The organism is Winogradskyella sp. (assembly GCF_028289625.1).
Lineage (GTDB): Bacteria > Bacteroidota > Bacteroidia > Flavobacteriales > Flavobacteriaceae > Winogradskyella.
Genome location: NZ_JANQOM010000026.1, coordinates 14,084 through 32,516 on the forward strand (window position 1 = coordinate 14,084; position 18,433 = coordinate 32,516).

Consider the following 18,433-nt stretch of genomic DNA (forward strand, 5'->3'; position numbering starts at 1 on the left):
CTTTAGACGTTACTAATTATTATATAATAACTTTAAAAAGCATAAAATCTTTTGATCACTATCACAAACTTCTCTTAAAGATCGTATTGTTTTATTTTTCTGTAAAGTGTTCGCTCGCTAATTCCTAGTTCAGCGGCGGCAAGTTTACGTTTACCTTTGTGACGTTCTAAGGATTTTTTTATCAATTCGAGTTCTTTATCTTGTAAAGATAAGGTTTCTTCCTCTTCAATTTCCTCAGCAAAATGATATTTATCTTCAACGTCTACTGTTGCTGGTTCATTGGTTTCTGTATGCTGAGGTATAGATAATACTTCTAGATTATCAACGGTCGAAGTGGTTTCAAAACTGTCATTGTCAGAATCTCCATAGATTTTCTGTATAAGATGTTCATTTTCTTTTTGAACATCGGATACACTACCTTTCTTCATCAACTCCATGGTAAGCTTCTTAAGATCGTTAAGGTCACTTTTCATATCGAAAAGGACTTTATAAAGGATTTCTCGTTCACTGCTGAAATCACTTTCGTTTTTGGGGTTATTTACTACAGCTGGTAAACTGGCCCCGGTATTTGGAAGATAGCTCTGAAGGGTATGGGCATTAATGGTTCGGTTGTGCTCTAATACAGAGACTTGTTCGGCTACATTTCTCAACTGACGAATGTTACCATTCCATCTATACTTTAAGAGTAATCCGATGGCATCGTCGGTTAACTTAATAGTAGGCATTTTATATTTTATGGCAAAGTCACTAGCAAATTTTCTGAACAGTAAATGGATGTCATCCTTACGCTCTCTAAGCGCTGGTAAATTAATTTCTATGGTGCTCAAACGATAGTAAAGGTCTTCTCTAAATTTTTCGCGCTTAATGGCTTCAAACATATTAACGTTTGTCGCCGCAACAATCCTTACGTTTGTTTTTTGAACTTTGCTAGAGCCTACTTTTATAAATTCACCATTCTCTAAAACACGTAACAGTCTTACTTGTGTGGTTAAGGGCAATTCGCCAACTTCATCTAAAAAAATGGTGCCTCCATCCGCAACTTCGAAGTAACCAGACCGTGTAGAGGTTGCACCAGTAAAGGCGCCTTTCTCATGGCCAAAAAGCTCACTGTCAATGGTACCCTCTGGGATGGCTCCACAGTTTACGGCAATATATTTCCCATGCTTACGATGCGAAAGTTGGTGTATGATTTTTGGAATACTTTCTTTACCAACACCACTTTCGCCAGTAACCAAAACTGAAATATCAGTCGAAGCGACTTGAATGGCTTTTTCAATAGCACGATTGAGTTTGGTATCATTGCCAATAATACCAAAGCGCTGTTTTATGGCTTGTATAGATTCCATTGAATTACTTTTCGTAATACTTGTGTTTTTAATTCACGTAATTAAATTCTTCGTCTATACTAACCATTAAGGCATCGCCAAAATCATAATCAATATCACGACTTGTAATTCTTCCGGCAGAATTATACTCTAGGTCAAAGGTAAAAGCGTCTCCGTTAAAGGTTGCGCCAGTCCAATTGTTTGTTGAGTGAAATTGAGCAATAAGCGGTCCTATTTCATCCGAGTAATCATCAGAGAGGAAGTTTAGAAGGTAATTATCACCATAAACTACTTGCAATGGATTAGTATTGTCATCAAAATCGTAGGTGTAATCACTATCTAAATCTCCAGTTCCTAGACTACTGTTAATATTGCCAACACCATCATACGTTAAGGTTTCGGTCTGTATAGGGAAACCGCCATCGAAAGATTCTTTTTTTATAATTCGGTCAAAGCCATCTAAGGTAAATTCAGTTGTAATGTCAGTGCCCTCTTCAGTTCTTGTGATAACATTCCCATCATAGGTGAAATTATAAACATAATCATCAAAATCATCTTCAAAATAATCATAAGTGATTTGAGAGATGCGACCATCGGTGTAAGTAATCAAATATTCATTTGTTGTAACTCCACTAGAATTTACAGAAATGTTACTTATAATTTGCCCCTCATTGTTACGCGTATAGGTTTGGATTTCGGTTTCTGCAGGTGCACCTTCAACTTCTATAACAACATCGCTTGATACTATCTTGTCATCAGATATATTAATGTCGGAATTAGTTATGGTGCGAATTGGGATACCCAAAAAATTAATTGAGATATCAGTATCAAGTTCATAGACTGAAAGGGTTAAATCACCACTATCACTGCCGTCATCTCCACCATCGTCACCTCCATCATCTCCACCGTCATCTGGAATTTGTCCAACTAAACCCGGATCTATAGGTTCATTATCACATGAAGTAATTAATGCTAAAGTGAAAAGGATAAATACTAATTTTTTCATTTAAAATAGGTTTATGAATTGTTTTTTGAATAGCCAACAGCTTCACCAATAAGCGTGGCACTTGTACAGTCTAATATTTTTACATTGACAAAATCACCAGGTTTATAATGTTCTTTTGGAAATACAGCCATCATATTTTGACTGTTTCTTCCTGCCCAATGTTCATCTGATTTTCTTGATGTTTTTTCAATCAATACTTCTTGTATTCTCCCAACATGTTGTTGTGCTCTGTGTAAACTATGTCTTCTTTGCAAGGCTTGTATTTCATTAAGACGTCTTTTTTTCACGTCAGCTGGCACATCGTCTTCCATCTTACGGCCAGCAAGTGTACCTGGTCGTTCAGAATAGGCAAACATAAACCCATAGTCGTACTTCACATAGTCCATTAAGCTTAAAGTGTCTTGATGATCTTCTTCGGTTTCGGTAGGAAAACCAGCAATCATATCTTGACTAATACCAACATCTGGGATAATCCGGCGAATATTGTCAATAAGCTCAAAATACTCTTCTCTTGTATGTAAGCGATTCATGGCTTTTAAAACCCGATCACTACCACTTTGTACTGGTAAGTGAATATAATTGCAAATGTTTTCGTATTTCGCCATGGTTTCAATAACATCTATGGTCATGTCCTGAGGGTTAGATGTAGAAAAGCGAAAACGCATTTTTGGCTGGGCTTTGGCACATAGCTCCAAAAGCTTGGCAAAATTTACTGCTGTCGCTTTTTGAAGTTCTGAAGCTTTATCAAAATCCTTTTTTAAACCTCCACCATACCAAAGATAGCTGTCCACATTTTGACCTAAAAGGGTTACTTCCTTATAACCCTTGGCCCACAAGTCGTTAACTTCTTCTGTGATACTTTGAGGTTCTCTACTACGTTCTCTACCACGCGTAAAAGGAACTACACAAAAGGTACACATATTATCGCAACCTCTAGTAATGGATACAAAAGCGGTAACGCCATTACTATTTAGTCGCACAGGCGAAATATCTCCGTAGGTTTCTTCTTTAGAAAGAATTACATTAATAGCTTCTCTACCTTCCTCGACCTCAGCTAAAAGATTAGGGATGTCTTTGTATGCATCTGGACCAACAACTAAATCAACGATTTTTTCTTCTTCCAAAAATTTGGTCTTTAAACGCTCTGCCATACATCCTAAAACACCAACTTTCATGTTTGGGTTTTTGTCTTTAACGGTATCGTAGTATTTTAAGCGTTTTCTTACCGTCTGTTCAGCTTTGTCTCTAATTGAACAAGTATTGACTAAAACCAAATCTGCTTCGTCTAAGCTTTGGGTAGTGTTATAACCTTGTTCGGATAAGATAGAAGCTACAATCTCGCTATCGCTAAAGTTCATTTGGCAACCATAACTTTCAATAAATAGCTTCTTTTCATTGCCTTGTTTCTTAGCTATAACTAAAGCTTCTCCCTGTTTATTTTCATCGATAATTTTTTCCATCTTAAATATTCCGCTTAAACGAAAAATTTTATGTTTTACATAAAAAACAATAAGCATGCAAAGATAGTATTATTTTGGAGATTATGACAAAGTGTCAGCTACATATTTAATTTGACAAAGTATCAAAAAAAGAATTACTTTGGTGCTACTAATCAATTCAATAGCTTATGCATATTTCAGAAATCCAAAACCGTATTCAAAATGCCAAAGATTTAGACTTTGGAACAGTATTTAACGATTCTATTGAGTTGTTTAAAAAAGTGTGGGTGCAAGGTTTAGTTACTGTGCTTTTAAATATAGTAATGGCTATACCTGTGGTAATGGTTATTTATATCCCACTATTTTTCTTAGGTTTTTTTGATTTTTATACTTCGGGTTATGATCCGTATAATCCATATGATTATTACGACCCTTACAGTCGACCCAGCTTTGGTCCGATGTTTTTGCTAGTGATGATTCCGTTGTATCTTTTTGCAATAGCAGCGATGAGTACTATTGCTTTTGGTCTCCAAGCTGCATTCTATCGCATATGTAAGATGAAGGATTTTAATGAAATGGGACGGGAGGATTATTTTTATTTTTTTAAGAAACCCTATTTAGGTAAGACCGTAAAACTTGGTTTGGCATTTGTTGGTATTATTATTATTGCCTATTTGTTGTGCATATTGCCCATCTTTTATGCTATAGTACCGTTATATTACATGTATGTAGTTTATGCGTTTAATCCCGAAAAATCCGTTTCGGAAATTATTAATATAAGTTTTGGTATTGGCAACAAAAAATGGCTTATTTCTTTTGGACTTCTTTTTGTTGCCGGTTTTTTAGCCACAATCGTTGGAATTTTGATGTGTTTTGTCGGAATCTATGTTACTCGTTCATTTATAATGCTACCAACATATAATATTTACAAAGACGTGGTAGGATTTGACAATAATGAAGGTGATAGTTTGCAAACGGTTGGAGATGTGAAATTTTAGTGCAACCTTTTTCAATAGTGGTCATCTATTAAGAAAAGTAGTAATATGAAATATTCGAAATATGTTTTGGTTGCCATGTCGCTTCTGTTGTTAAATTTTCAATGTGAAGACGATGATATAAATTTACCACCAACCGATTGCGATCGTTTTGCAATAGAAGACAACGATGAATATGAAAATGCCAACTCTGCATTTTTTACAATAATAGATGCTGAGGTTGATGGTGATTGTCTCAATGTAGAAATCTCTGCCAGTGGATGCAGTGGTGACACATGGGTGCTTCAAGTGTTTTCAACACTCGATGTTATGGAGTCTTTACCTGTACAGCGCAATATAAGGGCAGTCCTCACAAACAACGAAGCCTGCCTTGCTGTTTTTACTAGAACCTTTTCTTTTGATTTAAGAAATCTTCAAGTTGAAGGTGAGAACGAGATCATGTTTAATCTTTTAGATTATTCAGAACCAATACTCTACTCGTATTAATTATAACAATATTAACATTTGGTTTTAAGCCTTGTTTTTTACAAGGCTTTTTCTTTATTGTAAGGACTACAAATAGTGGTAAAACATTTGCTATTTGATGTCAAATTAGGATTGTAACTTAATTTTCATATACATTTGTAACCTCAAAAAAATAAAGAATGCCCAAGAATTTAGTCATAGTTGAGTCACCTGCCAAGGCAAAAACCATAGAGAAATTTCTAGGAAAAGATTATAAAGTTGAATCTAGTTTCGGACACATTTCAGATTTACCATCAAAAGAATTAGGCGTTGATGTCGATGGAGATTTTGAACCAAAATATAGAGTGTCTAAGGAGAAGAGGGATGTTGTAAAAAAACTCAAGGAATTAGCAAAAAAGGCAGAAATAGTTTGGCTAGCAAGTGATGAAGATAGAGAAGGTGAAGCCATTGCTTGGCATTTGGCAGAGGCATTAGGTTTAGATAAGGAAAAAACGAAGCGTATCGTTTTTCATGAGATTACCAAAAGTGCTATTAAAAAAGCCATAGAAAATCCAAGGAGTATCGATTATAATTTGGTGGACGCACAGCAAGCTAGGCGTGTATTGGATCGTATTGTAGGTTATGAATTATCTCCAGTGTTGTGGAGAAAGGTAAAAGGCGGCTTATCTGCTGGTAGGGTACAGTCGGTTTCGGTTAGATTGATTGTAGAGCGCGAACGGGATATTCAAAACTTTAAACCCAATGCATCTTATAGAATTGATGCTGAATTTACTTCTCAAGAGGGTAAATCATTTAGAGCAAAATTACCGAAGAATTTCAATACTGAGCAAGAGGCGCTAGACTTTCTAAATGCTAATAAGGAGGCTTGGTATGAAGTTTCAGATTTACAAAAAAAACCAGCTAAGAAGTCACCAGCAGCTCCATTCACCACATCAACTTTACAACAGGAAGCTTCAAGAAAGTTAGGGTTTTCTGTGAGCAGAACCATGAGTAATGCCCAACGTCTATATGAAGCAGGTTTAATTACCTATATGAGAACAGATAGTGTAAACCTGTCTGATGAAGCTAGAAAAGATGCAGAAAACGAAATCGTTTCGGCATTCGGTTCAGAATATAGCAATCCAAGAAATTATAAGGGAAAATCTAAAGGGGCTCAAGAAGCTCACGAAGCTATAAGGCCAACAAATTTTGCAAATCATAATGTAAATGTTGAGCGCGATCAGGCACGACTATACGATTTAATATGGAAGCGTGCTATAGCTTCACAAATGAGCGATGCAAAATTGGAGCGTACCAATCTAAAAATTAGGATAAATGCTTCTAATAAGATAGACGAACAATTTATTGCTAATGGTGAAATCATAACATTTGATGGATTCCTTAAAGTGTATTTAGAGGGAACTGATGATGAGGATGCTGAGCAAGAAGGGATACTGCCACATCTTGAAGTTGGTGAAAAACTAGATAATAAATATATAACAGCTACACAACGGTTTACCAGACCTCCATCTCGATATACGGAAGCTTCTTTGGTAAAACAACTCGAAGAGTTAGGTATTGGTCGTCCTTCAACTTATGCGCCGACGATTTCCACAATTCAAAATAGAAATTATATAGAAAAAGGATCCAATGAAGGAGAAGAACGGAAATACCAACAATTGGTATTGCAAAATGGTGCAATTAAGAATAATGAGCTTTCGGAAAAAGTAGGGTCTAATAAAGGTAAGTTAATACCTACTGATACAGGAATGATTGTTACTGACTTCTTGGTCAATCATTTTGAAAATATTCTCGATTATAATTTTACGGCCAAAGTAGAAGAGAGCTTTGATGATATAGCAGAAGGCAAAGAAGATTGGAGAGCAATGATGAAAGACTTTTACAAAGGCTTCCATCCACAAGTTGAAGATGTGCAGGAAAATGCAGAGCGCGAATCGGGTGAGCGCATATTGGGAACAGACCCTAAAACAGGTCGCCAGGTAAGTGTGCGTTTAGGAAAATTTGGACCGATGGTACAAGTAGGTACAATAGATGATGAAGAAAAACCAAAATTTGCAAGTCTATCACCAGATCAACAATTGAGTTCTATTACCTTCGAAGAAGCTATGGATTTATTTAAATTGCCTAAGTCTTTAGGGCATTACAAAGAAGATGAGGTTGAGGTAAACAATGGTCGTTTTGGCCCTTATGTGCGTTTTGGTAAAAAGTTTGTGTCCTTGCCGAAAGGAGTTGATCCACTTGGAGTAGATTTAGATGAAGCAATAGTATATATTAAGGAGAAAGAAAAAGCAGATGCTCCTATATACAAGTATCAAGGGTTAGAGGTGACTAAGGGTAAAGGGAGATTCGGACCATTTATAAAGTGGAATAACATGTTTATAAATGTTAATAAAAAGTACGATTGGGACAATTTATCCGAAGAAGACATTGTAACTTTGATTGAGGATAAAATCCAAAAAGAAAAAGATAAGCTTATCCATGTTTGGGAAGACGAAGGCATAAGAGTAGAAAAGGCAAGATGGGGAAGGCACAATGTTATTAAGGGGAAACAGAAAGTTGAACTCGCAAAAACCGTTGACGTTTCTGAAATGAGTCTAGAAGAAGCCAAAGAAATTCTTGAAAAAAACACTCCTAAAAATAAAACAAGAAAAAAAGCGACGACAAAAAAGAAGTAATAATTATGAATTTTAATTTTCTAACGCCTGTTTCAGATGCGGTTTTAGCTCATAAAGAATTAATTGCGCAACAAGCACTAGGAAAAAAAATCAAAATTCATTCGCGACAAAACGGAATTCCGGATTTAGACGATGTACAGTTAGCTATTATCGGAGTTCAAGAAAACCGAAATGATGTCAATTACATAGGGTCTGACATTAACTTCGATTCTATAAGACAAGCACTTTACACATTATTTCCCGGAAATTGGAATACTACAATAGCGGATTTAGGGGATATTGAGCCTGGAGAATCCACTGAAGACACCTATTTTGCTATAAAGACAGCGATTACCGTTTTGGTCGAAAAAGACATTATTCCAATTATACTTGGTGGTAGTCAGGATTTAACATATGCAAATTATCGTGCATATGACACGGTAAAGCCAATGATTAACATTGTTAATATCGATACAAATTTCGATTTAGGCGATGCCAATTTACCAATTAGAAATAATAGCTATGTTGGTAAAATTATAGTTGAGGAGCCTTATAATCTTTTTAATTACTCTACTATAGGATATCAAACATATTTTAATTCCCAAGAGGAAATAGACCTCATGGAAAAGTTATATTTTGAGTCCTACCGTCTAGGAGAAATTTCCAGCGAGATAACTAAGGTAGAGCCGTTATTGCGAGATGCACATATTGTGTCCATAGATTTAAAGTCGATAAGGGCTGCTGAGGTAAGTAACAACCAAAAGTATTCACCAAATGGATTTTCTGGTAAAGAAATTTGTGCCATATCGCGTTATGCAGGTATAAGCAATAAAGTATCTTCTTTTGGTATATACGAGTATAAAAACTCCAAAAATGATAATGCAACATCTATGCTGTTGGCGCAAATGATTTGGTATTTTATAGAAGGTGTTAATTGTAGGGTTAATGACGACGATTTTACAAATGATAAAGAATTTCAAAAGTTCAATGTTTTAGTGGAGGGTGACGAACTTATTTTTTATAAAAGTTTAAAAACAGGACGCTGGTGGATTGAAATTCCATTTTTGCCAGATGTTAATAATAAATTAAAAAAGCACACGTTATTACCATGCATGCACACTGATTATGTGCGTGCTACGCAAGGAGAAATTCCTGAAAGATGGTATAAAGCCTATAGGAAGAACAGCTTTTAAATATGACTCTTCGTCGAAAATTTAACATTAAAAGTATCGACGAAATGCATTTTTTAAGGACGAAATGCAAAAAAAATTAGAAAAAAGTTGTTTTTTCGAAAATATATAAATATGTTTACGACCTTAAAATTAAGGACGACTAATTTAACCTCGAGTTACTATGAATATTAAGAAATTTATTTTACTAAGCGCCGTATTGGTTTTGGTAGCCAGTTGTAATTCTGGAGACCGTGGACAACTAGTAGGTGTTAAAGGTAAAAAGTGGCACCCAGAAAAACCTTATGGTATGACACTAGTTCCTGGAGGAGCTTTTATTATGGGTAAATCAGACGATGATATCGCTGGTGTTAAAGATGCGCCTACAAAGACTGCAACAGTACGTGCCTTTTATATGGATGAAACTGAGATTACCAATAGTGAGTACAGACAGTTTGTGTATTGGGTTAGAGACTCCATACTTAGACTTAAGTTGGCTGAAATGGCCGATTTAGAAGGTAAAACACCTGGTAACGGTGATATTGGTGAGTTTGCATATTTAGACTCCAATCCCGAAGAATTAAATGCCTACGAAAGTTACATGCAAAATACCTATGGTAATGAGCAAAGAAAGATTAATCGTGATATAGATTTATATTTTGATACCGATGACTATCCAGATGAACTTTATGCAGAAGTTATGGATGGTATGTATTTACCATTAGAGGAATCTTACAATGGTCAACGTACCTGGGATGTAAAGCAATTTAAGTTTCAGTATACCTATATGGATATAGCTAAGGCAGCTAAAGACAGAAGCCTAAGACGTTCTCAAGTGATTGAGCAAGAGGAAGTTGAGGTGTATCCAGATACTACAGCATGGATAAGGGATTTTGCTTATTCTTATAACGAACCAATGCATAATGACTATTTTTGGCATGATGCTTATGGAGACTATCCCGTGGTAGGAGTGTCTTGGAAACAAGCACAAGCATTCTGCCAGTGGAGAACCTTACACCATAATGGATACCAAAAAAGTAAAGGAAGACAACCTGTTAATTCTTACAGACTACCTTCTGAAGCAGAATGGGAATATGCTGCGCGTGGTGGGCTTCAAGGAGCATCTTATCCTTGGGGTGGGCCGTACACCAAAAATGATAGAGGATGCTTTATGGCCAACTTTAAGCCATTACGTGGCGATTATGCAGCAGATCAGGCGCTTTATACAGTAGAAGCAGACGCATACGACCCTAATGATTTCAACTTGTACAATATGGCAGGTAATGTTTCAGAATGGGTAAACGGATCTTACGATCCTGCATCATACGAGTATTCTTCAACAATCAATCCAAATGTTAATGACCCGGGCAATTCGCGTAAAGTTGTAAGAGGCGGTTCTTGGAAAGACGTGTCTTATTTCTTACAGGTAAGCTCAAGAGATTATGAATATGCGGATTCTGCCAGAAGTTATATAGGATTTAGAACTGTCCAAGACTACATGGGAACAGAAGTCACTCAGAATGCGGCAACGAATTAACAACTTAAAACAATAACCCAAATTAAATTAACCTACTTAAGTTATACCGATTAACTTAAACTTAAACTAAACAAAATTATGGCACAGAAAGGTAAAATGACATTAACAAACATGATCTATGGATTAGGAGCGGCTATCGTAATCGTTGGAGCATTATTTAAAATTCAACACTGGCCTTATGGTTCAGAAATCTTAACTATAGGTATGATTGTTGAAGCTCTGGTATTTACATACTCTGCATTCGAAAAACAACAAGCAGATTTAGATTGGTCTTTAGTATATCCTGAACTAGCAGGAGGTCAAACCCTAGGTAAAAAGAAAAAAGAAGAGCCAAAAGATGCTGAGGGTATATTATCTAAAAAATTAGATAACTTATTAAAAGAAGCCAAAATAGATGGTGAATTAATGGCTAGTCTTGGAAATAGTATCAAAAATTTCGAAGGGGCTGCCAAAAACTTAAATCCAACTGTAGATTCTATGTCTGCTCAGAAGAAATATAGCGAGGAATTATCCTTAGCTGCAGCACAAATGGAGTCTTTAAACAGTCTGTATAAAGTACAGATGGAGAGCGCTAATCGTCAAGCGGCTATCAATGAAGAAGCCGTGGAGAATGCAACGAAGTTAAAAGAGCAAATGCAATCTTTAGCATCTAACCTTTCATCATTAAATGGTGTATATGGTGGTATGTTGTCTGCTATGAATAAGAACTAATTAGTTTTTAGTATCGATTTAATTAATTAACAACATTTAAAAACTAATTACAATGGCAGGAGGAAAATTATCTGCAAGGCAGAAAATGATCAACTTAATGTACTTGGTATTTATTGCTATGATGGCAATGAATATGTCCAAGGAAGTCCTATCCGCTTTTGGACTAATGGAAGCTAAATTCTCAGCTTCTAATACAGCAACAACAGAAAGAAATGGAAAGTTACTAGCGGAGCTTACAACTAAAGGTAAAGAAAATCCAGCTGAATTTAAAGTACCAGCTGCTCGTGCGCAACAAGTAAAAATTGCCACTGATAAATTTTACAGTTACATAGAAACTTTAAAACAAGATTTATTACGAGAAGGAAAATATACAGCTGATAAAGAAAGCGGTAAGTTAGATTTCGAGGCCATGGATAAAACAGATATCCTGGATGAAGCTTGGTTTACAGGAGATCGCTTAACTAAGAAAGGGCAAGAAGTGATGGCCAATATCGAAGAGTATAAAAAAGCAATAAACGATATTTTGGCAACTGATGAAAGCTACAGAGGTCAAGCTGATAGTTTCAATGCGCTTTTTAGTACTGAAAAAGTTGAAAATAAAGATGGCAAAAAAATTGATTGGTTATCCTATCATTTTCAAGGTTTCCCTGCAATTGCATCCTACACCAAGTTAACAGCAATGCAGAATGATGTAAAAGTAACAGAGTCTGACATGTTGAGTTTATTCTTAGGTAACATTGTATCTGAAGCGACTACATTAAATAATTATCAAGCTATTGTTTTAGCTGATAAATCAGCTTTTTTTGCAGGTGAAAAATTTCAAGGACGTGTAGTTATTGGAAAATATGCGAATGTTCCACCAACAAGTCTTAAAGTACAAGGACAGGAAATTGATTTGTCTAAGGCAATTGATTCAAGTGGTGCTGCTACTTTAGACTTTAATGTTGGAAACGTTGGACAGCATGAAATAGAAGGGGAATTCACATTTATTGAAAATAATAAAGAACTTAAGATTCCAATCAGTGCTAACTATGTGGTAGTACCAAGACCGAATTCTGCAACAATATCTGCGGATAAAATGAATGTGGTATATCGTGGTGTCGATAACCCTATGACCATTTCGTTTGCTGGTGTACCAGATAATAAGGTACAAGCTACTGGTACAGGCTTATCAAAAGCAGCAGGTCAGGGTAAATATATTATGAAAGCTCCTACAGGTAAAGAAGTAACGATAAGCGTTACTGCTACTTTGGATGATGGTAAGAAAGTTACTGATTCAAAACAATTTAGAATTAAGGATATACCAGCACCAACAGGAATGATATCAGGTCAGACAGGTGTTGTAAAATTACCGAAGCGTAATGTCGAAGTTGGTACAGTAGGCGCTAAGTTAGACGATTTCGTATTTGATTTACCAATAGAAACAACATCATTTAAGATTAAAGTGCCTGGTCAACCAACAGTTAATGTAGCAGGTACTAAAATGAATTCTCAGGCTAGAGCAGCCATCGGTAGAGCACGTAAAGGTGATAATATTACTATTTTTGACATTAAAGCAAGGATAACAGGTAATGCGTCTTATCGACTTAAAAATGTATCGCCAGTAGTCGTTGAGGTAACCAACTAGTAAATAGATTTAAAGAACAAAACCCAAATTAATAAGTAAGATGAAATTGAAGCGTTTTATACATGTAGGATTAGCAATTTTTGCAACACATACTATGTTTGCACAGGCTAATATCCTCAATGCAAAAATACCTGAAGAAATAGGTATGAAAACCGAAGCTGAATTACTTTTAGATAATGACAAACCTTTAGAGTATGGTTATGTCGGTGATAGAGACATCTTATTTTCTAAAATGATTTGGGAAAAGGTAGTACTAGACGAGCGTGTCAACTTTCCGCTATATTTTCCTGTTGAAGGTAACTTAGGTGACGATAGAAAGTCATTGTACCAAGTTTTAAGAGAGAATATGGAGAGTGGTATGATTCCTAAAGTGTATGCGGATTCTTATTTTACTGAAGAACGTACACTAGAAGATTTAGAAGCATCTTTAACTATGACTAAAATCACCGATGCTGGTATTGATTACATGAATGAAAATGGTGTTGGTGAGGATGAATTACCAGAGGAATATGTTATTCGTAGAGAAATTGGTCCTGCGGATATAAATTCATATTTAATTAAGGGATTGTGGTATTTTGATAAGCGTCAAGGCGAATTGAAGTACAGAATTTTGGGAATCGCACCAGCAGCACCAGACGTTAACTTTATTGATGACGAAAGCTCTGAAAATAGCGAACCTATTCCGATGTTCTGGGTATTCTATCCTGAAGTAAGAGATATTTTACACGAGGCTAAATCATTCAATAACACCAACAGTGCTACACCTATTTCTTTTGATCACTTATTAAACAGTCGTCGCTTTCACGGTTTAATCTATAAAGAAGAAAACGTTTATGGCGATAGAAAAGTTGAAGAGTATATCTCTGATAATGCATTAATGCAGCTTTTAGAATCTGAGCGTATTAAAAACAAGATTAGGGATTTTGAACAAGACATGTGGAGTTACTAAATAAAACTCTAATGATATAAAAAACGCTCACCATTTGGTGAGCGTTTTTTATTGATACTATTATTGTTAGGGCAGAAATCTTTTTGATATTTTCGCTAATATGAATCAAGTAGATTATATCATTGTAGGTTGTGGGTTGGCAGGCATTGCTTTTTGTGAGCAATTGCGGGCAAATAATAAGTCTTTTTTCGTGTTTGATGACAGTTCTCAACAATCTTCGCTTGTAGCTGCTGGTTTGTATAATCCAGTAATTTTAAAACGATTTTCGGAAGTTTGGAAAGCCAAAGAACAATTGGAGACAGCTTCGCCAATGTACAGAAACATTGAAGAGAGTTTACATATAACCATAGATTATAAACTTCAACTTTTAAGAAGATTTTCTTCAATAGAAGAACAAAACCTGTGGTTTAATGCTTCAGATAAACCTAGTTTGGAACCTTTTCTTTCAACCATGCTTGTAAACAATACAAGTGATTTAATAGACGCACCTTTTGGTTTCGGTGAAGTTTTGCACGCGGGTTGGTTAGATACCGAAAAACTAATCGATGCGTATAAGGTTTTCTTGCGAGGCATAGACGCTTTGAGGGAATCGGAATTCTTATACGATGAACTAAACATTGAATCCAATGGACTTCAATATTCAGACATAAAAGCGAAACATATAGTATTTGCTGAGGGCTTTGGGATGAAAAAGAATCTCTTTTTCAACCATTTACCATTAAACGGAACCAAAGGTGAAGTCCTAACCATAAAAGCACCAGGTTTAAATTTGGATGTTGCCATAAAGTCTTCTGTGTTTATTATTCCCATTGGTAATGACCATTATACTGTGGGCTCTACCTATAACTGGGATGATAAATCTAATGTACCTACAGAAGCCGGAAAGAACGAGCTACTTTCAAAATTAAAAACCTTTATTAATTGTGATTTTGAAGTTGTAAAGCATGTTGCAGGAATTAGGCCTACGGTCAAAGATCGACGCCCTTTAATCGGTAGGCATCCAGAGCATCAAGATTTATATGTCTTAAATGGTTTAGGAACCCGAGGTGTAATGATTGCTCCTTACGTCGCTGGTAAACTCTACCAATTCATTGAAAATGCTCACCCTTTAGATGCAGAAATAAATAGCAATCGCTTTACTTCTTAACCAGAGACTTGTCGTAACTCATGAAAAAGTTAATCCAAATATTTCTGGACAAGCGCATTATAATAGGTAAAAAACAGATTAAGGTAAGGACAATGCTAATGAAAGCAGTCAATAAAGAAGATTCAAATAAAATATAACTCACCACAAAAGCAGCCACTGCAAAGGCAATACCAACACCATAACTCACATACATTGAGCCGTAAAAGAATGATGGTTCCATTCGGTATTTAGTGCCACAGTGCGAACAGTTATCATTGATTTTTAACGTATCCGAAAGTACATAAGGGTTCTTTACAGTGTACATGGATTCCTGATGGCATTTAGGACATGCACCAAAAAGAATACTATATAGTTTCATTCCTTTTCTAATCATAACTAAAACCTTTACTTTTGCTTTTTTTGTGTCAATACAAAGGTAAATTTTTATCAAACTAAAACTGTAACAATTGTAACTTTATGGCAATTGTATGATTCAAAAATACTATGCTAAATATCCATAACTTATCGATTTCTTTTCAGGGAGAATACCTCTTTGAGGATATTACCTTTAAGCTCGGTCTTGGAGACAGAATTGGTCTTATAGGCAAGAATGGTGCAGGTAAGTCCACAATGCTCAGAATTTTGGCGAAAGAGCAAGAGGCAGATACAGGACAAATTGCAATAGATAAGGATTTAAAGATTGGGTTTTTAAAGCAAGATATAGATTTTGACTTCGGAAAAACGGTTTTGGAGGAATCCTATAAAGCTTTTAAAGAGATAAAAGCTTGTGAAGCTAAGCTAGATGAAATTAATACTCAACTGGCTGAACGAACGGATTATGAAAGTGAATCTTATCATCAGTTGATGATAGATTTAAATGAGATTCAACATCAATACGAAATTTTGGGTGGTTATAGCTACCAAGGGGAAACCGAGAAGATTTTACAAGGTTTAGGTTTTAAGCGAGAAGATTTCAATAAGCTTACGGATACCTTCTCTGGTGGTTGGCGTATGCGTATTGAATTGGCAAAATTATTACTTCAAAATAATGATTTATTGCTTTTAGATGAGCCCACAAATCATTTGGATATAGAATCTATCATTTGGTTAGAAGGATTTTTAAAAAACTATAGTGGTGCCGTGGTTATTGTATCGCACGATAAAATGTTTTTAGATAACGTCACCAATCGCACTATAGAAATTTCTCTTGGTCGTATTTATGATTATAATAAACCTTACACCAAATTTTTAGCATTACGAAAGGAGATGAAGGTGCAGCAGTTAGCCGCTCAGAAAAATCAAGAAAAGCAAATACAGCAAACGGAAAAGCTTATAGAGAAATTTAGGGCCAAAGCTTCTAAAGCCACGATGGCACAATCGCTTATAAAGAAGCTCGGCCGTATGGAACGCATTGAGGTCGATGAAGATGACCATAGTGTTATGAGTTTAAAATTTCCTGTGTCTATAACACCAGGGAAGGTGGTTGTAGAATTAGAAAATGTCTCTAAAAGCTACGGTAACTTACAAGTCTTACATGAAGTGGACTTAACTATAGCGAGAGAAACGAAGACTGCATTTGTTGGGCAAAATGGTCAAGGTAAATCAACTTTAGCTAAAATAATCATCGGCGAGATAGAGCATAAAGGTCATTTAAAGCTAGGTCACAATGTACAAATCGGTTATTTTGCTCAGAATCAAGCAGAATATTTAGACGGTAACAAAACGGTTTTGGATACCATGATTGACGCTGCAAACGAGACAAATAGAAGTAAAGTGCGCGACATTTTAGGAGCCTTTTTGTTTCGCGGTGATGAGGTTGAAAAATATGTTAAGGTCTTATCTGGTGGCGAAAGAAACCGATTGGCTTTAGCTAAATTATTATTGCAGCCTTTGAATGTTTTAATTATGGATGAACCCACAAATCATCTGGATATAAAATCTAAAAATGTACTTAAGGAAGCTTTAAGACAATTTAAAGGTACTCTGATTTTAGTTTCGCACGATAGGGATTTTCTTCAAGGTTTGGCAGATACCGTTTATGAGTTTAAGGATCAGAAAATAAAGGAATATTTAGGCGATATCGATTATTATTTAGAACAACGTAATCTCGAGAATTTGAGAGAAGCTGAAAAACGAACGATTATTGAAAAGCAACCAAAACCTAACAATAATAAGAAGAGTTACGAAGACCAAAAGAAACTAAAGTCATTAAATAATAAGTTGAGCAATATAGAGTCTAAAATTAATCAGCTTGAAAAAGCGATTAAAAATGATGATGTGGCTTTAGCTACTAATTATGACGAAACGGTATCAGATCCTAAATTCTTCGATGTCTATCAGTCTAAAAAGACTGAATTAGAAAAACTTATGAGTGAATGGGAAACGCTTCAAGATCAGATAGACAGTTATAACAATTAAGTTTTTTTTAACGGCATAACCCTGCTATATAGGTAAATTTGCAGCTGAAAACAACCATCAGCTTCATGCGCAAAATAATTTTGTTTCTTTTAGGTATCATTGTTATTGTTGGTGCCTACTTTGCCAGTCAATCTATTGCCAACAGTAAGAATAAGAAAAGGCCAACCCCAGAAAAGGTTGTGAAAACGGTTTTCATAGATACCATTCAAAATACTGCTGTGCAAATCGTTATACCAGCTAATGGTAATTTAGTAGCCAAACGGCGTGTAGAATTATTTGCAGAAGTACAAGGCGTTTTTAAAAGTGGCACAAAACTATTTAAACCAGGTCAGAAATACAGTAAAGGGCAAACATTAATCCGAATTGATGCCTCTGAATACTATGCGAGTGTACAATCTTCAAAAAGTAATTTGTACAATTCTATAGCGGCTATTATGCCAGACTTACGATTAGATTTTCCAGAGGTATTTGAAAAGTGGCAATCCTATCTTAATGGTTTTGACCTTAGTAAGTCTACACCTGAGCTTCCGAAGATGACAACGGATAAAGAAAATTATTTCATTACAGGAAGAGGAATTGTTTCAAATTATTATAACGTTAAAAATCTAGAACAACGACTTGCAAAATACAACATAAAAGCACCATTTACAGGTATATTGACTGAGGCACTGGCCACTGAAGGTTCGCTGATAAGAAATGGTCAAAAACTTGGAGAATTTATTGACCCATCAGTGTATGAGATGGAAGTTGCTCTAAGTAAAACCTATGCTAGTCTTTTGAAAGTAGGTGAAGAGGTTAAACTAAATAACCTCGAAAAAACTGAAGAATATGTTGGTGTTGTCTCTAGAGTGAATGGTAGTATTGATGCTACAACCCAAACAATCACGGCATACATCGAGGTTAAAAATGACGCTCTTAAGGAAGGTATGTACCTTGAAGCTAACCTCAATGCAAAAAAAGAATCGAATGCCATCGAAGTGAACAGAAATTTAATGTTAGATGGAGATCAAAT

General features: G+C 35.6%; 15 protein-coding genes. 11 read left to right on the forward strand and 4 right to left on the reverse strand.

The features are described 5' to 3' along the window. Nucleotides 1-74: 74 nt before the first annotated feature. From Q0992_RS05415 to miaB, 3 genes are read right to left on the reverse strand one after another with little or no spacing between them, the layout of a single operon-like run. Nucleotides 75-1,346 carry a sigma-54-dependent Fis family transcriptional regulator gene (locus Q0992_RS05415; RefSeq protein WP_299521324.1) on the reverse strand — a complete coding sequence of 424 codons (1,272 nt, stop codon included), beginning with the start codon at nucleotides 1,344-1,346 and terminating at the stop codon, nucleotides 75-77. Between the two features lie 28 nt (nucleotides 1,347-1,374). Continuing rightward, nucleotides 1,375-2,331: a hypothetical protein gene (locus Q0992_RS05420; RefSeq protein WP_299521325.1), complete on the reverse strand. Its 957-nt coding sequence runs from the start codon at nucleotides 2,329-2,331 to the stop codon at nucleotides 1,375-1,377. 11 nt (nucleotides 2,332-2,342) lie between these two features. Next, on the reverse strand, nucleotides 2,343-3,791 hold the full coding sequence (gene miaB, locus Q0992_RS05425) for a tRNA (N6-isopentenyl adenosine(37)-C2)-methylthiotransferase MiaB (RefSeq protein ID WP_299521326.1): 1,449 nt from the start codon (nucleotides 3,789-3,791) through the stop codon (nucleotides 2,343-2,345). A gap of 167 nt (nucleotides 3,792-3,958) precedes the next feature. Here miaB and Q0992_RS05430 point away from each other — a divergent pair, with 167 nt between their 5' ends. From Q0992_RS05430 to Q0992_RS05470, 9 genes are all read left to right on the forward strand, one after another. Then, nucleotides 3,959-4,768: a hypothetical protein gene (locus Q0992_RS05430; RefSeq protein WP_299521327.1), complete on the forward strand. Its 810-nt coding sequence runs from the start codon at nucleotides 3,959-3,961 to the stop codon at nucleotides 4,766-4,768. 45 nt (nucleotides 4,769-4,813) lie between these two features. Then, nucleotides 4,814-5,251, forward strand: coding sequence for a hypothetical protein (locus Q0992_RS05435; RefSeq protein WP_299521328.1), 438 nt, complete (start codon nucleotides 4,814-4,816; stop codon nucleotides 5,249-5,251). Nucleotides 5,252-5,409: 158 nt separating this feature from the next. Beyond that, entirely contained in the window at nucleotides 5,410-7,905 is a 2,496-nt protein-coding gene (topA, locus tag Q0992_RS05440; protein ID WP_299521329.1) for a type I DNA topoisomerase, read from the forward strand. 5 nt (nucleotides 7,906-7,910) lie between these two features. Beyond that, nucleotides 7,911-9,077: a formimidoylglutamase gene (locus tag Q0992_RS05445; RefSeq protein ID WP_299521330.1), complete on the forward strand. Its 1,167-nt coding sequence runs from the start codon at nucleotides 7,911-7,913 to the stop codon at nucleotides 9,075-9,077. Nucleotides 9,078-9,237: 160 nt separating this feature from the next. Next, complete coding sequence (gene gldK, locus Q0992_RS05450) at nucleotides 9,238-10,590, forward strand: gliding motility lipoprotein GldK (protein ID WP_299521331.1); 1,353 nt, start codon at nucleotides 9,238-9,240, stop codon at nucleotides 10,588-10,590. 78 nt (nucleotides 10,591-10,668) lie between these two features. Further along, nucleotides 10,669-11,301 carry a gliding motility protein GldL gene (gene gldL, locus Q0992_RS05455; protein WP_299521332.1) on the forward strand — a complete coding sequence of 211 codons (633 nt, stop codon included), beginning with the start codon at nucleotides 10,669-10,671 and terminating at the stop codon, nucleotides 11,299-11,301. A gap of 52 nt (nucleotides 11,302-11,353) precedes the next feature. Beyond that, nucleotides 11,354-12,928 (forward strand): gliding motility protein GldM, encoded by a 1,575-nt coding sequence (gene gldM, locus Q0992_RS05460; protein WP_299521333.1) that lies wholly within the window; start codon nucleotides 11,354-11,356, stop codon nucleotides 12,926-12,928. Nucleotides 12,929-12,968: 40 nt separating this feature from the next. Beyond that, nucleotides 12,969-13,877, forward strand: coding sequence for a gliding motility protein GldN (gene gldN, locus Q0992_RS05465; RefSeq protein WP_299521334.1), 909 nt, complete (start codon nucleotides 12,969-12,971; stop codon nucleotides 13,875-13,877). Between the two features lie 100 nt (nucleotides 13,878-13,977). Further along, nucleotides 13,978-15,024, forward strand: coding sequence for an FAD-binding oxidoreductase (locus Q0992_RS05470; RefSeq protein WP_299521335.1), 1,047 nt, complete (start codon nucleotides 13,978-13,980; stop codon nucleotides 15,022-15,024). On the opposite strand, the gene Q0992_RS05475 is transcribed toward Q0992_RS05470, so the two are convergent. Beyond that, entirely contained in the window at nucleotides 15,014-15,397 is a 384-nt protein-coding gene (locus tag Q0992_RS05475; protein ID WP_299521336.1) for a DUF983 domain-containing protein, read from the reverse strand. The genes Q0992_RS05470 and Q0992_RS05475 overlap by 11 nt on opposite strands. 110 nt (nucleotides 15,398-15,507) lie before the next feature. On the opposite strand from Q0992_RS05475, the gene Q0992_RS05480 reads away from it, so the two are divergent. Continuing rightward, the gene (locus Q0992_RS05480; protein ID WP_299521337.1) at nucleotides 15,508-17,421 is read left to right on the forward strand and encodes an ABC-F family ATP-binding cassette domain-containing protein; all 1,914 of its coding nucleotides are present in this window, start codon (nucleotides 15,508-15,510) and stop codon (nucleotides 17,419-17,421) included. A gap of 65 nt (nucleotides 17,422-17,486) precedes the next feature. Continuing rightward, nucleotides 17,487-18,433, forward strand: a 947-nt coding sequence (locus Q0992_RS05485) for an HlyD family efflux transporter periplasmic adaptor subunit (protein WP_299521338.1), incomplete at its 3' end; no start/stop codon positions are given.

Bases quoted from the DNA above. Each gene is read 5' to 3' on its own strand.
- Q0992_RS05415 (WP_299521324.1), bottom strand. From the start codon at position 1,346: ATGGAATCTATACAAGCCATAAAACAGCGCTTTGGTATTATTGGCAAT.
- Q0992_RS05420 (WP_299521325.1), bottom strand. From the start codon at position 2,331: ATGAAAAAATTAGTATTTATCCTTTTCACTTTAGCATTAATTACTTCA.
- miaB (WP_299521326.1), bottom strand. From the start codon at position 3,791: ATGGAAAAAATTATCGATGAAAATAAACAGGGAGAAGCTTTAGTTATA.
- Q0992_RS05430 (WP_299521327.1), top strand. From the start codon at position 3,959: ATGCATATTTCAGAAATCCAAAACCGTATTCAAAATGCCAAAGATTTA.
- Q0992_RS05435 (WP_299521328.1), top strand. From the start codon at position 4,814: ATGAAATATTCGAAATATGTTTTGGTTGCCATGTCGCTTCTGTTGTTA.
- topA (WP_299521329.1), top strand. From the start codon at position 5,410: ATGCCCAAGAATTTAGTCATAGTTGAGTCACCTGCCAAGGCAAAAACC.
- Q0992_RS05445 (WP_299521330.1), top strand. From the start codon at position 7,911: ATGAATTTTAATTTTCTAACGCCTGTTTCAGATGCGGTTTTAGCTCAT.
- gldK (WP_299521331.1), top strand. From the start codon at position 9,238: ATGAATATTAAGAAATTTATTTTACTAAGCGCCGTATTGGTTTTGGTA.
- gldL (WP_299521332.1), top strand. From the start codon at position 10,669: ATGGCACAGAAAGGTAAAATGACATTAACAAACATGATCTATGGATTA.
- gldM (WP_299521333.1), top strand. From the start codon at position 11,354: ATGGCAGGAGGAAAATTATCTGCAAGGCAGAAAATGATCAACTTAATG.
- gldN (WP_299521334.1), top strand. From the start codon at position 12,969: ATGAAATTGAAGCGTTTTATACATGTAGGATTAGCAATTTTTGCAACA.
- Q0992_RS05470 (WP_299521335.1), top strand. From the start codon at position 13,978: ATGAATCAAGTAGATTATATCATTGTAGGTTGTGGGTTGGCAGGCATT.
- Q0992_RS05475 (WP_299521336.1), bottom strand. From the start codon at position 15,397: ATGATTAGAAAAGGAATGAAACTATATAGTATTCTTTTTGGTGCATGT.
- Q0992_RS05480 (WP_299521337.1), top strand. From the start codon at position 15,508: ATGCTAAATATCCATAACTTATCGATTTCTTTTCAGGGAGAATACCTC.